The following is a 19,217-nucleotide window of genomic DNA, read 5'->3' on the forward strand; positions in this document are numbered from 1 at the left end:
GAGTTAGTTAGCATGGCTGCGTATATATTTCGACGTTTGTTGTTGGTGATCCCCACGCTTTGGGCGATCATCACGATTAACTTTTTCATCATTCAGATTGCGCCGGGTGGTCCAGTAGAACAGGCTGTGGCGCAGTTAGAAGGGCACAACTCCGGTATTATGGAGCGCTTTTCTGGTGGTGGACAAGAGGTTGATTTAAGCGAGAGTGATCAGGCGTCTGCCAGTGGCTATAAAGGCTCACGCGGGCTAGATCCAGAAGTGGTTGAAGAGATCAAAAAGCAGTTTGGTTTTGATAAGCCGATCCACGTTCGCTACTTTGAAATGTTGAAAAATTACGCGACCTTTAACTTTGGTGAAAGCCTGTTTAAGGGCGGTAATGTTATCGACCTAATCATCGAGCGCTTGCCTGTTTCTATTTCTCTGGGGCTTTGGAGTACGTTAATCATTTACGTGATTTCGATACCTCTGGGCATTATGAAGGCGATACACCACGGCTCTCGTTTTGATATTTGGTCGAGCGCGGTGGTGATCGTCGGATATGCGGTCCCTGGCTTCTTGTTTGCTATCATTCTGATCATCTTATTCGCGAGTGGTAACTACTTCAGTTGGTTCCCTTTACGAGGCCTGGTGTCGAGTAACTTTGACCAACTCAATTGGTATCAGCAAATTGGCGATTACTTCTGGCATTTAGCTTTGCCTATTTTCGCTATGGTGATCGGTGGTTTTGCCACGCTTAGCATGCTGACCAAAAACTCCTTCCTTGATGAAATTAACAAGCAATATGTGGTAACGGCACGAGCGAAAGGTTTGGATGAGAACAGCATTCTCTACAAGCACGTTTTCCGTAACGCAATGTTGATCATTATTGCCGGTTTCCCAAGCGCATTTATTAGTATTTTCTTTACTGGCTCTATGTTGATTGAAGTGATGTTTTCACTCGAAGGCATTGGTTTACTTGGCTTTGAGTCGACGATTCAACGTGATTACCCAGTGGTATTTAGCTCTCTTTATATTATGACCTTACTGGGTTTGGTGTTGAGCATTATCTCCGACCTGACTTATACCTGGGTTGATCCTCGAATTGATTTTGAAGCGCGTTAATGGCGAATGAATAACAAAGGTATTGATTAAAAATGTTTAGCAACCCTTTAGCTGAAGCTCGTTGGTTACGTTTTAAAGCAAACAGGCGTGGTTTTATCTCCTTGTGGATATTCACCTTGTTGTTTGGCTTGAGCCTGTTTGCAGAGATCATCGCGAACGATAAGCCATTATTGGTTTCTTATGATAATCAATGGTTTGTGCCTGTCATTAATGAATACGCAGAGACAGAGTTCGGTGGGGAGTTTGAAACCGAGGCTGACTATAAAGACCCGTATGTAATAGACCTCATTGAAGAGAGTGGCTATATCGTTTGGCCGATCATCCCTTTCAGTTACGACACTATCAACTTTGATATCGCAGGCGCGGTACCATCGGAGCCTGATTCAGTGAACTGGTTAGGTACGGATGATAAAGGGCGAGATGTGTTGGCGAGGATTATTTACGGCTTTCGTATCTCTGTACTCTTTGGTTTTGTTCTGACGATTGTTTCAAGTGTTATTGGCGTGGTCGTTGGGGCTACGCAAGGATATTACGGCGGTTGGGTTGACCTGTTTGGACAACGTTTCATCGAGGTGTGGTCAGGAATGCCGACCTTGTTCTTGCTAATTATCTTGTCGAGTTTTATTGAGCCGAATTTCTGGTGGTTGCTGGGGATTATGGTGCTGTTCAGTTGGATGAGTCTGGTGGGTATTGTTCGCGCCGAGTTCTTACGTTGTCGTAACTTCGACTATGTACGTGCGGCACAAGCGATGGGCGTCGATGACAAACGCATTATGCTTCGTCACATGTTGCCGAACGCTATGGTTGCATCGCTAACCATGATGCCGTTTATCTTGTCTGGCTCGGTGACCACACTAACGTCGTTAGATTTCTTGGGCTTTGGTCTTCCTGCGGGTTCGCCTTCGTTAGGCGAGCTTCTGGCGCAAGGTAAAGCCAACTTACAAGCGCCTTGGCTTGGCATTTCCGCATTCGTTGTGCTTTCTTTGATGCTTACGTTACTTGTCTTCGTCGGTGAAGCGGTACGTGATGCCTTCGACCCACACCAACAGAAGTAAGGATAGGTTATGACTTCAAATACAGCTCCTGCTTCTCCAGTACTAACCATAGATAAACTGTCTGTGGGTTTTGGAAGAAAGAAGGCGATAGAGCAGGTAACACACGATGTTTCGCTCGAAATATACAAAGGTGAAACACTGGCACTGGTGGGCGAGAGTGGCTCGGGTAAATCGGTGACGGCTAACTCTATCTTAAAGCTACTGCCTAAAGGCTCGTCACATTACTTGAACGGGACGATTAACTTCTCTGGTAGCGATATCTTGAGTTGTTCCGAGAGGCAACTGCGGGGTATTCGTGGTGGTCGTATTGGGATGATCTTCCAAGAACCTATGGTATCACTGAATCCGCTTCATCGAATCGGCAAGCAGTTGGTTGAAACCCTCGCGATACATCGCGGTATGCGCACCAACAAAGCACAAGCCTTGGCGATAGAGTGGCTATCTAAAGTAGGCATCCGTCATCCAGAGCAAAAAATTTCAGCTTATCCGCATGAGTTATCAGGCGGTGAGCGTCAGCGTGTGATGATTGCGATGGCACTTATTAATGAGCCAGAGCTGCTTATTGCTGATGAGCCAACGACTGCATTGGATGTGTCGGTACAAGCTCAGATCCTCGATTTATTGAAAGATCTGCAACAAGAGCTTGGCATGGCGATGCTGTTTATCACCCATGACTTGAGTATCGTTCGTAAGATTGCCGATAGAGTTGCGGTGATGAAAGATGGTCGCCTTGTGGAAAGCAACGACTGCCAGACATTGTTTAATGCGCCAGCTCACCCTTACACGCAAAAACTAATCAATTCTGACCCTAAAGGTTTGCCTGTCCCTGTGTCACCCGATAGCCAACCGCTACTCGACGTAAATCAACTTCGTGTTTGGTTCCCAATCACGGGCGGCTTATTTAAGCGTACCATTTCGCATGTTAAGGCGGTCACGGACATGGAGTTCACTTTGAAGAAAGGGCACTCCATTGGCTTAGTGGGCGAGAGTGGTTCAGGTAAGTCGACCACAGGCATGGCGATATTAAAGCTGGTGGAGAGTGAAGGTTCGATTACTTATGAAAGCGAGCAGCTTCAAGGGCTAAACCGTCAGCAAATGCTGCCATTTCGAAGCCGTATGCAAGTCGTCTTTCAAGACCCATTCTCAGCGTTGAACCCAAGAATGTCGGTGGCACAAGTGATTGGTGAAGGCTTACGGGTCCATCAGCAGCTTGATGAGGCTGAACTGGACCAACGTATCTGTGATGTGATGAAAGAGGTCGATCTTGACCCTGAAACTCGCCATCGTTACCCAAATGAATTTTCGGGTGGTCAAAGGCAGCGCATTGCGATTGCACGAGCACTGATTCTGAAGCCAGAGTTTATCCTACTCGATGAGCCGACCTCTTCATTAGACAGAACGGTGCAAGCTCAGGTTTTAGACTTACTCAAGTCACTGCAAGAAAAGTACGATCTGACTTATCTGTTCATTAGCCACGATCTGAATGTCGTCAAATCCTTGTGTCATTACACCATAGTGATGAAAGCGGGTGAGGTGATAGAGAAGGGCGACACCGAGACGCTGTTTAGCGCTCCTCAACAAGAATACACCAAGCAGTTGGTGAGTCTCTCGAACGTGGGTGGCGTGTAAGTCGCCAATAGAGGCACTATTCTTTATAACAAGGGCGATCAGGTTGAATTCAACATGGTCATTTACTTGTTTTACGATTACACTGCGCCCAATATTTCAGAAGTACATATTTAGGTAGAGGTCACCATGGACCAAGAACATTACGAAGACGCTGACTACGAAGGTTACGAGCACGGCGAAGAAGGCGAAGAGATTGAAATCGAGGCGATTGGCGTCGATGTTTCATCTCAGCCAATTGAGCTCTACAAAGTGTTCAAGATCGCGAACCTAGTGAGTGGCGGTGGCGAAGCTAAGCACGTCATCTCTGAAGGCTACGTTGCGGTAAACGGTGAGTTGGAAACACGTAAGCGTCGTAAAATGTACGATGGTGACTTCTTTGAATTCAACCAAGAATACTATGTAGTGTGCTGTGACCAGCCAGTACAAGAAGTAGAAGACAAGCCAAAGAAAAAAGAAGCAGCTAAGAAAGACAACAAGTCGAAGAAAGGCCAGTCTAAAAAGGATTCTAAGAAGAAAGAATCTAAGAAAAGCACTGCTGAAATGTTGAGTGCTAAAGCAGAACCAAAGAAAGAGAAAAAGAAAGAAAACAAAGCGAAAAAGAAAGCGGACGCGCCAAAGCCTCAACGCGATGAGAAAAGCGGCCGTAATTCGATTGAGTTCTTCTAATTAACAGCTCTAAACGGCTGGTCTGACACTCTTTTATAGCTTGTTAGCAGCGCTAAATGTGTTTTTAGCGTTCGCCAGATACTAAAAGGCTCACTGTGATAGTGAGCCTTTTTTGTTGTCGCTAGGTTGAGTTTGAGGAGAACCTTAGCTGACTTGTTCTACTTCATTTGATGGCTTAGAGCGTTTGATTGAGTAAATTATGTAACCGATGACGCTTGCAGCAACAATAACAGAGCAGACTCGGATAAAGTTAATCAACATTGGTGCGTTCTCAATGAACTCGTTAATTCCCCAAAGTAGAACGAGTGAGAATACAAACATAACGAGTAGTCCCCAACAAGGTGCATCGATTTTACCCGGAACAACATACCAACCATCTTCTTTGATCGGCTTGTTCAAGCGCGCATACTCAGCTTGCTGTCCTTTGACTGTATAAAGGTGCATTTCTTTTTGTTTGCCTGTTAGCAACAAACTTGCAGCGTACGCGACAATCGCATTAACGAAAACACCGATAACACAGTACCAAGGCCAAGCGATATCAGTCGCTACTGCTACATACCAGATTGCTAAGAAGCTTGCTGCGACACCAATTAATAGTCCTTTTTCTGTAATGTGTTTGGAGTAGAAACCAAGCACGAACATACAGAAGTTTGCACCTACAAAATAAGAACCCGCTTTACTCAATATTTCTAAAACTGAGCCTGTGCTGGTTGCAAACATGAAGGCTGGAATGATGATACATAGCGCCCACATAACCGTGAAGAAACGCGATGCTTTGAGGTAATGTTCCTCTGACTCGTTTTTCTTGTAAAAGCGTTTATAGAAGTCAGTAACAGAGACGGTAGCCATAGAGTTAAAAGCGGAGTCTAGGCTCGACATACTTGCTGCAAGAATAGCTGCCGCGATGATTCCCATAAGCCCTGGCATACCGTATTCGCTGGCATAGTGAAGGATAATGGTATTGCCATTCTCAAACTCTTTACCATCGTAGTAAGCGTTAAATAATACACCTAGTAGAATGAATACGAAGTAGATGAAGAAGGCAACGTAGCCCATCATCAGCATCGCTTTTTTCGCATCACCCATGTTTTTAGCCGCCATACAGCGTTGAACCATCATCTGGTTACCGCCATACACAGTGGTATGGAACATTGTCATTGCGATAACGCCTGCCCATACCGTGGTCACTTGGCTTAAATCTAAATTGGTCTGCAACGCATCGGTCATGCCGTCTGACTTAAGGTTTTGCATCACTTCAGTCATTGGTTGTGGCATGCCATTCCAAACGGCTTCGATGATGATGAACGCGCCAAGGAACAAAATGACCGCTTGAATGACATCTGTCCAAATAACGGCGGCAATTCCCCCCATGACGGTATAGATCAGCGCGATAACAGTGACGATGATGATGCAGTAAGTCACGTCGATGCCTGTGATGAACTCGAGGATTAACGAGGTCGCATATAAGACCGCAGCTGAGCTTATCGCCTGTTTAATTAAGAAAATCAGAGACAGAGTGATACGAGAAGCTTTACCAAAGCGTCGTTCTTGATATTCATAAATCGAAGTGAGGCCGTTGTTGTAGAAAAACGGCATAAACACAGCAACGATAAAGAAAATCACCAGAGGGTAGTTTAGGTGGATAGCAATCACCGACAAGCCTTCTTTGTAAGACCAAGCAGGCCCACCCAAGAAAGACATCGCACTAACATAGGTACATACAACAGAAATACCGATGGCCCACCATGGAATATTTCTATCGCCTAATGCAAATTGGTTGGCGGAAGTCACGCGTCTACCAACTAGTGCACCCATCACTAAAGTCAGGACGATATAGGTACCAAGAATTGTCCAGTTTAAAGCTCCAAACTCATACATGCGCTCGTCCTTTTAGTTGTTCATCCATTTGTGCGAATAAGTCATAACCGAGCTGCTTTAAGATGTGTGCGATATCGATAGCAACCCAGTTCTCTTTGAGTAATTCGCCTTCGCGTCGCCAGATATCCATCACGCGAAGCTCGATGTGTTTGCCAGTTGGTGCTAACCCTAACCAACCACTGCTGCCAGTATGTGTACCGTGCATGTGTGGCCAACCACCCGTGGATACGTAGTCATTTTGGGACAAAATATTGAGCTCGATATCGACACTTCGGTCAGGGAAGGCAAAGACAAATGGTCCTTGATGATGGTCGCGGAAGCCTTGGATACCACGAGTCGTACCAATACTAGCCGGTCCGTACCACATAAAGTCGTCATGCCAGTAGTTTTCTAGATCCATTGAATCAAGGCGCTTACCATCAAATCGACCTAAGCAAGCCAGCATGTCTAGCACTAGTTTTTGGCTTTTCTCGCTCTCTTCCGCAGCGATGTTACCTGTCTGTATGCCGTCTTGAGTTGCTGGGGCAGGGACTAGTCCAGCATGACCTAGGCTTGCTCGTAACGGGTTAACACCAGCTTGGTTCATTGCATCAATAAAATCAGGGATTAGATAGGATTCGACAATTTGACCCTCTTGGATACAAACCATTTCGGTGTAGCGCAAGTAGAGCGTTTTTCCTGTTGCTGGGATACCAAACAACGGTTTTGCAAATGTGCCAACAAAGTAGCCAGTAGAGTTTACCCAAGTGCGACCCTGGTATTCACCTTCCATAACGATTGATGGACGTCGTTCAACATCAGGCAACGAGGTTACTAGCGGCAATAAGAATGCTTGCTCGGTCGCATCGACACCAGAGACGTCATTAATCGGGTGAGCGACGCACCATTTAACGTCTGCATTTAGCATCTCTTGAGCTACTTGAGTACGCTCTGAAGAGTGAGCGTTAAAATACGTGTTGTAGAAATTTTCAATCAAGCTGTTCAACATGTTATGTCCTTATATAGTTAACCGATTTGGATTAAAATCTGTTTCCAGACTGCACTTTCATCAAGTAGCGTGAATTCTCTGCGTAGGCCCCAAGGCCCAAACTCTGCATGGCTGATACCCATGATGTAAACGTCTTTTCCTGTAGGCTTTCCAAACATACCGTAGCCTTCGTGTTTGCCTTGTAGCGACCAACGAATAGCCGCACGCGGTGACATCATTTCGTCATTGCGGCCAATACGGTGGTGAATTTTGAATTCCGCGTTCGGAAATGACGAGCGCAGTGACATCCAAAACTGGTCGATCTCGTTATGAGAGAGTGCAGTTTGACCGCCCGTGTATTCGCCAATACAAGCTCGGTCATATTCTTTTGGTATTACCGAGAACTCAGCACTCATTACACGTCGCAGTATGTCTTCATAGCGCTGACCGTATTCATTGTCATTCCCTACACCAAGGTAAGGGCCTTGAATGTCGGCTTGAGGAGTGAAAGGGAAGGGGCATTGCTCAACGCCACCCTCTATTTCGATTTGCTGACGAGCGTACTCTTCTGACGTCATACCCAGTTGGTTTGCAATCGCAGCGATGTCTCGGATCATCCACTCGTCATTGATTTGGTTATTGATGGCATGGCAGTCAGCGATAATTCGAAACTTAAGTGTTTTGTTTGTGGCTTTACCAAATACACCATCATTAGTGTGAGTAGCTGTTGAAATGATTCGATGTGATGAGAGCATGCCTTGCTCAGGAGTCCCTGACCAAATAACGTCTTCACCCAATAAGGTACGGTTCGGGAACTCGGCTAGTGTGCCCATGGTCGCGCTGATGACCTTTTCGTTTCCCTTGGTGATGGAGAGTGGTGTACGGACGATAATGTCAGGTGAGTAATAGTTATGTAGGGTACTCAGACCTCGATCTTCCCAAATTTCTTTAGTGATGCCTAATATGTAATCCGGAAAATCTTGCCATTTAGAATCAAAGCCAACCATAGCCATTAATCACCTCCTGATGCGTCATAAAATTAGTTATTGGATTATTTTTGGTTACGTATCCAATATTGCCTTTTGTTATCACTGTGTCGATGAGGTGTTTTGCATATGTTTCTTTATTGTGGGTTGGATCTGTTTTTTAACAACTCTCAAAATACGGTTCTCAGTAAGATAATTGAGTGGTGATTCCATATTTATCGGGTATATATGAACAAAGCAATTAGGTTGAAATGTAGGGTTAACCTATGTAGGTGTATGTATTTATTGGTATTGTTTTGGTTGCGGCGAGGTGGGCGTTATACCAGAGATTGCTCTGTGACGATTTATTATATCGAAGTGATGACGAGAGGAAGTTTAGAGTAATTATTCTTATATGATGGGATTTTACTCAGGTTGTTAATTTTTTGTTTAGATTTGTTTAATTAAAAATGGATTCGCATGCAACGATAAGTTTGGGAATGGTTTGATTGAAAAAGCCACTCAAAGATGAATATTGAGTGGCTTTTTTGATGGATACGCTTAAGACAATAGTTCTGGAAGGAACAGTGATATCGCTGGCACAAAGGTAATGATCATCAAAGCGACGAGCATGGCACCAATCCAGCCTAAAATCGCCCGAGACAAGGATTCAATCGGCACGTTACCTACTTGGCTGGCCATAAATAAGTTGGCGCCGAGTGGGGGAGTGACAAACCCGATGGCTAGGTTCACGATCATCACGATACCGAAATGAATTGGGTCCATTCCCAATGCGGTCACGATAGGCAGCAGGATTGGAGTTAAGATAACAATCGCCGCTAATGTCTCCATGAATGTACCGACGATCAGTAGCAATGCGGTGATACATAGCAAGATGAGCAGCTTGTTTTCTGTGATAGAGAGAATGAACTGCGCGATTTCAGTTGGTAGACGCTCAAGCGTTAGGATTCGACCAAAGGTAACTGAAGCGCCCACAATCACAAGTACTGCACCTACCAATAACGAAGACTCCAAAATGATCTTCACGACCTTTTTGTAATCCAGCTCTTTGTAAACAAACATGCCGAAAAACAAGCCGTATAACACACCAATCGCCGCAGATTCAGTTGGCGTGAAGACACCAGAGTAGATGCCGCCAAGAATGATTACCGGTAATAGCATTGCCCAAATCGCTTCTTTAAGCGCTGCCATTCTCTCAGGCCATGTTGCTTTCTTGTCGTTACCTTTGTAGCCGCGGATTTTAGATACGATCAAACAGTAACCGATAAGGACGAGTCCGACGACAACACCAGGGATAATGCCGGCCATGAACATTTTCGTTACGGACACTTCTGCAGTAATGGCATACACGATCATTACAACAGACGGTGGAATAATTACACCGATACCGCCGGAAGAGGCAATCAACGCACCAGCAAAGCTTCGGTCGTAGCCTTTTTTAACCATAGATGGAATCATGGTTAAGCCAATAGCCGCAACGGTTGCTGAACCTGTACCAGAGATAGAAGCAAAGAACATACATGCAACGATAGCTACAATCCCCAAGCCACCGGTGAAGTGACCAAAGAAGACTTCAGCAACATGCAAAAGACGTTTTGATATACCGCCTTGGCTCATTAGGTTACCGGCCAATGTGAAGAGTACTACGGCCAATAGTGGGAAAGAGTCTAGGCCTGTAACCAAGCCCTGAACTAAAAATTCGATATTTAAGAAGGGTAGGCTCAAGATTGCCAGCATGCTGGCACCTGCGAGTGCGATACCTACGGGAACGCCAATAAGAAGCAGTAATCCGAAACTACCAAATAACAAAGCAGAGGTCATAAGCTTAGCTCCAACAAGCGGTTAGAAGTGCGGTGTTTTGCTTTCAAGTGACGGTAACGGTGTTGCGTTAGTCGAACCGACTTTGGCGAGTAAGCAATAATTGAAATGCGCTTATTGATGCTAACGACAAGGCGAATGGCACTGAACACGGCACAAACAAGTACAGAGGCATATAGGCATGCAATCGGGATTTCCATTGCTGGAGCGATTTGGCCCAGTTTCAGGCTTCGACCAATCACTTTGAAACCAAACCAGGCAACGGTACAGCTGAAGGCAAGATAGATAAGGTCTGAAAGAATTAAACTGTAGTGGGTTAGATTACCCGGTAGTTTGTCGATGAATAGGCGAATGCGAATATGTCGATCATCACGAATACAGTAGCTGATGCTTAAGTACATCGCCCAAACGAAAAGGTAGCGGGCAAGTTCTTCTGCCCAAGCAATTGAAGCGTCGAATAGGCGCAATGCTATCTGTAAACAGAGTAGTGCGGTCATCAACGAGATAGAAAGTACGATCAGTGTTGGTTCGAAGTATCGGTCGAACAGGCGAAACCATTTCATACGTAACTCCAAAGAGTGTTGAAAAGGGCATTGAATGCCAATGAATGAACTGCATCTCAGGCTTTAAAGCGGTTTGTCTGTAAAGCAATAAAGCTGCTTTAAAACGAAGCCTCAAAGCCTGAGTCAATAACGGGCACCCATGAAGGGCTAGCAATCGTGATCAGTAAATTAGAGTTGCTCTATTTCTGTGATCACACTGTCGAATAACGCTTCACCAGTTTTGCTACGAAGTTCTTGGTAAACCGCTGCATTCATCTTTTCTTTCATTTGAGCACGAACGTCGGTTGGCACTACGTTTACTGTCATGCCTTTCGCTTCAAGCTCTTTGATGACTTCTTGGTTCTGTTTCGCTGCAAGATCACGCTGTACCGCGATGGTTTCTTGGCTTACTTCATTGATAAGCGCCTGTTGATCACTCGGTAGAGAATCCCAGAACTCTTTATTCATGAATAGCACGTAGTTAGTGTAAATATGGTTGGTTAGCGATAGGTACTCTTGTGCTTCATAAAAACGCTCAGCGTAAATAGAGTAAACCGCGCTTTCTTGTGAATTGATTAAGCCTTGTTGTAACGAAGTGAAGATCTCACCCCAAGAAAGCGGTGTCGGTGCTGTACCCACCGATTTCCAAGCACTGATTTGCGTAGGGTTAGACGCTGAACGAATCTTTAAGCTGTTCAAGTCTTCAATGCTGTTAATCGGTTGCTTGTTATTGGTGATGCTGCGGAAGCCAACTTCCATAAAGCCTAAGCCATGAAAGCCTTTTGATTCCATTGAATTGAGAAGTGGTTTGCCGATCTTGTCGCTGTCCAACGCTTTGTGTGCTTGCGCTTCGTCTTCAAATAGGTAGAAAACATCAAGTACGTTGAACTCAGGTACGTAAGGTGAAAGCAGTACCGATGCACCAAACGTCATCTGTAAGTTACCTTGCTGAACAAGCTCTGTGGTTTCTCTTACATCGCCCAGTTGACGGGCAGGGTAGATTTCAACTTCAAGTTCTCCGTTAGAGCGAGATTCCAACTCTTTTTCGAAGTGAAGCATTGCTTTATGGACTGGTGATGTTTCTTGGCTGTCGTGAGCAAGGCGGATCACATTGCTTGCAAAGGTATTCATGCTAGACAGCGTTAAGCCGAGGGCGGTAATCGAGGTAAAGATTGCGCGTTTCATCGTTCTTCCTTTTTCATCACATGGCTTTTATGTGCATTCATTTGAGCCATGTTGTTCAGTGGGTTATTTATCCGCACTTCATATCCTAATTTTGCATACGAATCCAAAATATAAACAGGGAGCTAACAAGTCAATAACAAATGGGGCGATTTGATAGTGCAGTTAATATGAATAGGCGAATTTTTAGACGAGATCACAGAAAAAAGCCCTAACTTGAGATTAGGGCTTTTAGTCTAAATTTATCGGTGTTGAGTAGGTTGGTTTGCAGTGAGCTTGTTAAAGGGGAGAAAGCTGGCTAAGAGCCTTTGGCTGTACTCCCTCGCTCAATAATGGTGCCAGATTCAAGCAGGTATTCGCCTTTAGCGTCCACGTTATCGTTGATGCGCTGCATTAAGTCTTCGACAGCTCTTTGCACGATTTTATCGGTAGGCTGAGCAATCGTGGTGAGGTCATAGCTTGGCCAAGAGGCCATTGGGATATCATCCACTCCCATGACTGCAAAGTCTTGAGGAATATGGCATCCGAGCTTTCTAAGACCGTCCATAACCCCCATAGCTAGGATATCATTGGCACAGAACACAGCATCTGGCTTGGATGTATGCTCCATTAACTCTTTAGCGGCTTCTAACCCCGCTTCAAAACTGTATTTTGCATTGATGAAGATAGGTGAAGCGGCTTCACGAGTTTTTGCGGTTTCAGAGAAGCCAAGCCAACGTTTGTCACTAGTCATTGAGCCTGCATCACCACTGACATAAGCCAGTTGTTGGTAGCCCTTATCCAGCAAATAATCCGCCGCTTGCGTGCCAGCTCGTTGGTTATCTAGGCCAGCGCTGTTCGCATTAATGCTTTCTGTATAACGGTTGATAAGGCTTAAGTGAACGCCAAACTTTTCACATTGTGCGAATGCTCGGGAAGTAAGACGGCTGGTGGCAATGATCAAGCCATCAACCTGATATTCAATCGCGCGTGAAATGGCAAGATCCAAGTCGTCTTTATCGATAGGGCAAAGGACAACCTGGCCACCGCGCTTTTGGATTTCCATCGCGAGAGCACGAGATTGCAAGTCGTACATCGGGTTTGATTCGCTATCAAGTGCGATTGCCACTAACCCTGAACGATTGGAAATAAGGCTACGAGCGATCGCATTTGGCGTGTAGCCAAGCTTGGTCGCTGCATCCATAACCATTTTACGCTTCTTCTCACTAATGCTCGCTGTCGGACTGAATGCCCGAGAAACGGTAGACTGAGAAACGCCAAGCATTTTGGCAACATCAATAGAGGTAACTTTCGCTTTTATGGTGAATCTCCTTATATCGCGATAAATCCAAGCGCCACCTTGATTAGGTCAACAGGTCCTAATGAGCAAGGTTTGATAATTACAATACGTGTAACATTTGAAATCACAAAGAAAATTTATGAATTCATGACGGCTTGCTCATTTCGAAAGCCATCAATGATCATTTTGTGTTCAGAACCGACGCAAAAGAAGTTAACCCCGAGCTCTTTCCAGTGACGAGCCGCTTGAGCATTTGCGACAAACATACCAACAGGTTTGTTAACTTGCTGAGCTGCTTTGATTATTTTGATACTCGCTTCTCGCACGCATTCATCATTCACACTTTCAGCACCGTAAGACACGGCCAAATCGACTTGTCCAATAAACAGTGCATCAATGCCTTCCACTTTTGCTATCGATTCAGCGTTTACCACACCCTCTGGGTCTTCAATTTGTGCGATGACAACCGTGTTGTTCTGGCTATCTTTCAGGTGGTTGGCCATCGGTTTGGTTGCGTATTTTGCTGCGCGGCTTGAGCCTGCATAGCCTCGGCCACCTTCACCGTAATGGGACATCTTCACTAACTTTTCTGCTTGCTCTGCACTGCATACGTGTGGGATCTGGATTCCTGTCGCTCCGCAATCTAACGCATTCAAAATGGTCGATGGCTGGCTATCTTGAACTCGAACCACGCAAGGGAGCTGATTAGCGCGCGCAGCAAGAATGCAGCTATCCAGTGTCGTTCTATCAAAAGGGGCGTGTTCCGCATCTAGCACAACGAAAGGAAGATCTGCCAACGCAAGCACTTCGATGATGTGTGGGTGAGGGGTTTTGACAAAGGTACCAAGTAGTTCGGTGTTGCTTAGTGTGTTCTTGAAGTTATCCATTACTTTCTATTCTCCATTACTTTTCATTTGCTTTTGCAAAGGTATGCAAAACTTAACATGTGTTGTTGTAAAAAAAGAGTAAAAACAATGTGATCAATGCAACATAAATTGACTGTATTTTAATCCGATAGGCATCCTAACTAACCGTTGTGAAGTGGTTTTGTTATTTAAAACAATGGTTTGGATTTGATTTCCTAAGTTGAGAAATGAATTTGCCAAGTGTTAAAAAAATGTTTATGTTTATTTTGCATTCGTATCCAAAAGTATACAAAAACAAAAATAAACTCTGTTAAAACTACACATAAGCAAACACTAGGCATACGCCACAAGGAGAACTAAGCATGGCTCGCATTCTAAAACACGGCATCACTGAAGAAGCATCAGCATCAAACAACGCGCAAGTACGTCAAACGGTTGAGAACATTCTTTCTGACATCGAAAAGAAAGGTGACAGTGCAGTACGTGAGCTTTCAGAAAAATTTGATAACTGGTCTCCGGAGCAGTTTCGCTTAACAGATGAGCAAATTCAGGCATGTGTAGACGCATTGGACGAATCTACTAAGCACGACATTGAATTTGCACAAACACAGGTTCGTAACTTCGCTCAGATCCAACGTGACTCAATGCATGATGTAGAAGTAGAGACCATGCCGGGTGTCGTACTGGGCCACAAAAACGTGCCAGTAAACAGTGTTGGTTGTTACATCCCAGGTGGTAAGTACCCATTGGTTGCATCAGCGCACATGAGTGTTCTTACTGCGAAAGTGGCTGGTGTGAAGCGTGTGATTGCTTGTGCTCCTCCTTTTAACGGTCAACCAAATGTGGCGATTGTTGCAGCAATGGCGATGGCTGGTGCGGATGAAATTTACTGTTTTGGTGGCGTACAAGCGGTAGGTGCGATGGCACTTGGTACAGAAACGATTGCTCCAGTAGATATGATCGTTGGCCCTGGTAACGCATTTGTTGCAGAGGCAAAACGTCAGCTGTTTGGTCGTGTTGGTATTGACTTGTTCGCTGGCCCAACAGAGACGCTTGTGATTGCAGACGAAGAGGGATGTGACCCTGAATTAGCAGCAGCGGACTTACTTGGTCAAGCTGAGCACGGATACAACTCTCCAGCAGTACTGCTAACCAATAGCGAAACTTTTGCAGAAGAGACAGTCAAAGAGATTGAGCGTCAGCTAACGATTCTTCCTACTGCTGAAGTCGCTGGTAAGGCTTGGGAAAACTACGGTCAGGTTATTGTTTGTGATAGCTACGAAGAGATGGTTGAAGTAGCAGATGACATTGCTTCTGAACACGTACAAGTAATGACAAAAGATCCTAAGTACTTCCTAGATAACATGACTAACTACGGCGCGTTGTTCTTAGGTCGTGAGACAAACGTTTCTTACGGCGATAAGTGTATCGGTACTAACCATACACTCCCAACAAACAAAGCAGCACGTTACACCGGTGGTCTGTGGGTTGGTAAATTCATTAAAACATGTACTTACCAGCGCGTAACTGAAGCGGCTTCACTAAAAGTAGGTGAGTACTGTTCACGTCTATGTGCACTAGAAGGTTTCGCTGGTCACAAAGAGCAAGCAGACATTCGTGTGCGTCGCTACAAAGAAAAATCGGTAGAGGCATAACATGACAAAACTCGCCTTAGTTACAGGCGGCAGTGGCGGCATCGGTGCCGCCATATGTCACAAATTAGCGCAATCTGGCTATCGCGTTGTGTTTACCTACAACAGCAATGAGGTTGCAGCTCAACAGATCTTGGACAGCTTACAAGGTTCAGGTCATGCCATGTATCAACTGAATGTTGAAGACAGCTCTGCGATTGGCGCATTAGCGGACCAAGTTAAAGAGTCGTCGGATTCATTAGACTTGCTAGTGAACTGCGCAGGTATGACAAAGTTTGTCGCGCACAATGATTTAGCGTCTTTGAATGATGAGCTGATAGACAAGATCTTCCGTGTCAATGTTCGAGCTCCATTTGCGATGGTTCGCGCGTTTGAACCTTTACTTCGCAGCGCTAAGGGTTGCGTAGTGAACATCACTTCGATTGCAGCACAAACGGCAATGGGTAGTAACGTGGCGTATTGTGCGAGTAAATCAGCGGTTGAAAACATGACACGTTCATTAGGCCGCGCTTTATCTCCAGATATCCGAGTACTCGCTGTTGCTCCTGGCTTAGTGGATACCGAATTTGTCAAAGGGTTAGATGATGAATGGCGCAATGCCCAAGAGCAATCGACACCGCTTAAACGACTAGCGAGTGACGAAGAGGTTGCCAACGCTGTTTATGCAGCTGCAGAGCTACTGACATTTTCAACCGGTAACACCATCGCTGTCGATGGCGGAAGACCGCTAGGTTAGGTAAGAAGGAATTTAGAATGACCCTACAAAATACAATAAATAACAATCTCGTTCGTTACATGGAGCTTATCCCAGGCACGAGTGCTTTCATTGATGCACGTACTCCGGGAAGCGACCTAAAAGACAACTTCTGTATCATTGGTGCTGGTGTGGCTGAAAGCAGCCGTCAGCATGTTCATATTCGTGAAACAGCAGGCTTTAACATTGGTGCTGCGGGTCAGCCTCCAGGCATCAAGAACTCTCTGCACTCTCATCACACAGCCGAGCTATTCGTGGTCTTCAAAGGTCAGTTTAGATTCTACTGGGGTAATGAAGGCGAACACGAAGCGGTATTGTCGCACGGCGATGTTATTTCGATTCCGACGAACCTTTTCCGAGGCTTTGAGGTGGTAGGGCGTGATTACGGCTTTATGTACTCTGTGTTAGGTGGTGACAACTCTGGCGGTGGCGTAGTTTGGCACCCAAGCGTGATTACAGACAGCCAAGGCTACGGTTTATACCTAAAAGCAGACGGCACGCTGGTTGATACCATTGATGGTGATGCAGTGCCTAGTGAGTCTGAATTAATGCCATTACTAACGGACGAAGAGCTGAGCAAATTCGATACCTACACAGCTGAGCAGATGATGCCTTTCGTTGCTTTGAAAAAGGATTACCGAGAAATCTCAGGTGATTTTGACAAGCCCGGCGTTAAACAGTTTGCATTAACAGGCCACCCATCTGCGAGCTATGACTTCCAAGTTAAGAGCGTGGATGACGTAAGTATCATGGCGTACGAGTTAACGGAAGGGGCGAGTATTCCTGTTCACCAACGTGATGAGAAGCAGGTGTTGATTAACTTTGAAGGCGATACTTTGCTTAACCTGGTGAAAGATGGCGAACAAGCTCAATTGGTGTTGACGACTGGCGACGTGTTTAGTGTACCAGCAGGCGCATCGTACAGCCTTGAGAACCTGCGAGGCACGAGCTTCACCTATGTGGTATTAGGTTCTGACCAACCACAAACACTGCAGGGTAACTAATGATGAAACCAGAAGTACCACTGTTATGGTTACCTGGTTTGTTATGTGATGAAGCGTTGTTTCAAGACGTCAATAAAGAGCTGCCCGATTGGGTGGCTCCTTTTACTTGTGACTTGGGAACCGACACATCCATGCAAGCCTTAGCGAGCAAAGTGCTAGAGAACGCCCCGGAAAGTTTCGTGCTTGGCGGTTTATCTATGGGCGGTATTCTTGCGTTTGAAGTCTTTCGACAAGCGCCACAACGCGTGAAAGGCTTGATCTTAATGGACACCAACTCTGCAGATGAAAAGCCAGAAGTGTCTGAGAAGAGAAACGCCTTGGTTGATAAAGCAAAAGCAGGGGAGTTTGAGTTAATAACGCCTGATATTCTAATGCCAGTGCTTATTCATCCGAACCAGTTAGCAAATCAAGAGCTGACCCAAAGAATCACGAAAATGGCGAACAATATTGGCGTTGAACGGTTTGAGGCTCACGCTCAAGCATTGACGACTCGTCCTGACGCGAGACCACTATTGGCCGATATTCAGGTTCCTACGTTGATCATCACTGGCAAAGATGACCTGTTATGTCCAATCGATAATCACCTGCTAATGGCAAAACACATCAAGCAGATATCGCTTCATGTCATTCCTAATTGTGGACACTTATCGACGATGGAGCAACCAAAGATCGTTGCACAACATATTCGTAGCTGGTTTGAAGCCAGTCAGCTGTGACTCTTTATAGTGAGCTGAAGAAGTTACTTTTCTGTCGAACATGCAATATAAAGTGCAGTTTGCTTTATATTGCACTTGTCACCATGTTTGCCAATACACTGGCACTGCATTTACCTAAGCACTAAAAGCCATCGTTGATTTACAAGCCGCTTCCTACCTGCTTCGCCACAAACTCTACAAACCTATCCCTGAGTGGATTCTCACTCTGTTCATTCCATATTAATCCGACTGGCCAAGTGGCGTGTTCGCCTTGCAATGCAATGAATTCAACTTCGGTGTTGCTTATATGCTGTGCGCTGTTCGGCACTATGGTGAAGCCGATATTGGCCGAGACTAGTGCAAGCAAGGTAAGAATATCATCAGCTTCTTGTGTCTTTGATAGATCGAGGTGGTTCGCTAGGCAATATTGTTGAATTTGTCTGTCTAATCCGGGGCCACGGTGTTGAGCTAGCTTTAGATAAGGCCATTTAGGCAATTCAGACAGAAGCTGACCTTTGTTTGGCGCTTGCTTGAGAAGATCTTTGTGAATGGCAATCACAAGGTAGTCATCGAAAAGCGTTAGGCTGTTTAGAGCGGATGAACTGGGGATTCGATTGAAGCTGATATCGAGTTCGTGACTCAATAACTCATCCGTCTGTTGCTTAGAAGGTGTGTCATTTAAGGTGATGTGAACATTTGGCTGCTGTTGTTTGTACGCTGCAATCAGCTTGGGTGCTTCATGATAAGTAGAAACACCAAAGCCAATGTTCAAATGCCCCTCTGTCCCATTGACCACCGAGCCAGAAAGCTGCTCAAAGGCTTGCATTGAATCGACCAAGCGTTGGGCATCTGCTAGTAACGTCTTGCCTGCGTGCGTTAACTCGGCGCCATTTCTGCCGCGAGAGAACAGGCTCGCCCCAATATTGGACTCAAGCCGTTGAATCTTTTTGGTGAGTGCCGACTGAGTAATGTAGAGCTGCTCTGAAGCCAAACGATAATTTCCCGACTTAGCAAGCTGACAAAATGCCTTCAGTAAATCAAATTCCATTCCAAGTGCTCATTGAATTGAGAATATCTTTCATTATATGGAATTGAAGTGATTTTTTATACTGGGTCCATAGCAAATCGGATAAAGCGAAAATT

Annotated in this window: 17 protein-coding genes; 8 read left to right on the forward strand and 9 right to left on the reverse strand. The window is 45.3% G+C overall.

Going from position 1 to position 19,217, the window contains the following annotated elements:
• Positions 1-12 precede the first annotated feature (12 nt).
• The 4 genes from L0991_14535 to L0991_14550 all read left to right on the forward strand — a co-directional run bounded on the left by L0991_14535 (position 13) and on the right by L0991_14550 (position 4,451).
• On the forward strand, positions 13-1,101 hold the full coding sequence (locus L0991_14535) for a microcin C ABC transporter permease YejB (GenBank protein XGB64773.1): 1,089 nt from the start codon (positions 13-15) through the stop codon (positions 1,099-1,101).
• A 32-nt stretch (positions 1,102-1,133) separates the two neighbouring features.
• Positions 1,134-2,156, forward strand: a complete 1,023-nt coding sequence (locus tag L0991_14540; GenBank protein XGB64774.1) for an ABC transporter permease — start codon at positions 1,134-1,136, stop codon at positions 2,154-2,156.
• A 9-nt stretch (positions 2,157-2,165) separates the two neighbouring features.
• A complete protein-coding gene (gene yejF / locus L0991_14545; GenBank protein ID XGB64775.1) occupies positions 2,166-3,785 on the forward strand; it encodes a microcin C ABC transporter ATP-binding protein YejF in 1,620 nt (539 codons plus the stop codon).
• A 126-nt stretch (positions 3,786-3,911) separates the two neighbouring features.
• Positions 3,912-4,451 (forward strand): RNA-binding S4 domain-containing protein, encoded by a 540-nt coding sequence (locus L0991_14550; protein ID XGB64776.1) that lies wholly within the window; start codon positions 3,912-3,914, stop codon positions 4,449-4,451.
• Between the two features lie 144 nt (positions 4,452-4,595).
• On the opposite strand, the gene L0991_14555 is transcribed toward L0991_14550, so the two are convergent.
• From L0991_14555 to L0991_14590, 8 genes are all read right to left on the reverse strand, one after another.
• Positions 4,596-6,329, reverse strand: coding sequence for a sodium/solute symporter (locus L0991_14555; protein ID XGB64777.1), 1,734 nt, complete (start codon positions 6,327-6,329; stop codon positions 4,596-4,598).
• Entirely contained in the window at positions 6,322-7,317 is a 996-nt protein-coding gene (locus L0991_14560; GenBank protein ID XGB64778.1) for an ester cyclase, read from the reverse strand. Before L0991_14560 ends, L0991_14555 begins: the two co-directional genes overlap by 8 nt.
• 17 nt (positions 7,318-7,334) lie before the next feature.
• Positions 7,335-8,309, reverse strand: a complete 975-nt coding sequence (locus tag L0991_14565) for an ester cyclase (GenBank protein ID XGB64779.1) — start codon at positions 8,307-8,309, stop codon at positions 7,335-7,337.
• Between the two features lie 513 nt (positions 8,310-8,822).
• Complete coding sequence (locus tag L0991_14570; protein XGB64780.1) at positions 8,823-10,103, reverse strand: TRAP transporter large permease; 1,281 nt, start codon at positions 10,101-10,103, stop codon at positions 8,823-8,825.
• On the reverse strand, positions 10,100-10,663 hold the full coding sequence (locus tag L0991_14575; protein XGB64781.1) for a TRAP transporter small permease: 564 nt from the start codon (positions 10,661-10,663) through the stop codon (positions 10,100-10,102). Before L0991_14575 ends, L0991_14570 begins: the two co-directional genes overlap by 4 nt.
• Positions 10,664-10,831: 168 nt before the next feature.
• A complete protein-coding gene (locus L0991_14580; GenBank protein XGB64782.1) occupies positions 10,832-11,827 on the reverse strand; it encodes a TRAP transporter substrate-binding protein in 996 nt (331 codons plus the stop codon).
• 295 nt (positions 11,828-12,122) lie between these two features.
• Positions 12,123-13,088: a substrate-binding domain-containing protein gene (locus L0991_14585; GenBank protein XGB64783.1), complete on the reverse strand. Its 966-nt coding sequence runs from the start codon at positions 13,086-13,088 to the stop codon at positions 12,123-12,125.
• Between the two features lie 152 nt (positions 13,089-13,240).
• On the reverse strand, positions 13,241-13,990 hold the full coding sequence (locus tag L0991_14590; GenBank protein ID XGB64784.1) for an aldolase/citrate lyase family protein: 750 nt from the start codon (positions 13,988-13,990) through the stop codon (positions 13,241-13,243).
• A gap of 341 nt (positions 13,991-14,331) precedes the next feature.
• Here L0991_14590 and hisD point away from each other — a divergent pair, with 341 nt between their 5' ends.
• The 4 genes from hisD to L0991_14610 are packed head-to-tail and all read left to right on the forward strand — an operon-like array spanning position 14,332 to position 18,095.
• Positions 14,332-15,624, forward strand: a complete 1,293-nt coding sequence (gene hisD / locus L0991_14595) for a histidinol dehydrogenase (GenBank protein ID XGB64785.1) — start codon at positions 14,332-14,334, stop codon at positions 15,622-15,624.
• Position 15,625: 1 nt separating this feature from the next.
• Positions 15,626-16,357: an SDR family oxidoreductase gene (locus tag L0991_14600; protein XGB64786.1), complete on the forward strand. Its 732-nt coding sequence runs from the start codon at positions 15,626-15,628 to the stop codon at positions 16,355-16,357.
• A 17-nt stretch (positions 16,358-16,374) separates the two neighbouring features.
• Complete coding sequence (locus L0991_14605) at positions 16,375-17,379, forward strand: cupin domain-containing protein (protein XGB64787.1); 1,005 nt, start codon at positions 16,375-16,377, stop codon at positions 17,377-17,379.
• A complete protein-coding gene (locus tag L0991_14610; protein XGB64788.1) occupies positions 17,379-18,095 on the forward strand; it encodes an alpha/beta hydrolase in 717 nt (238 codons plus the stop codon). Before L0991_14605 ends, L0991_14610 begins: the two co-directional genes overlap by 1 nt.
• 139 nt (positions 18,096-18,234) lie before the next feature.
• On the opposite strand, the gene L0991_14615 is transcribed toward L0991_14610, so the two are convergent.
• A complete protein-coding gene (locus L0991_14615; GenBank protein ID XGB64789.1) occupies positions 18,235-19,122 on the reverse strand; it encodes a LysR substrate-binding domain-containing protein in 888 nt (295 codons plus the stop codon).
• Between the last annotated feature and the right edge of the window lie 95 nt (positions 19,123-19,217).

The sequence above is a fragment of the Vibrio chagasii genome, assembly GCA_041879415.1.
Lineage (GTDB): Bacteria > Pseudomonadota > Gammaproteobacteria > Enterobacterales > Vibrionaceae > Vibrio.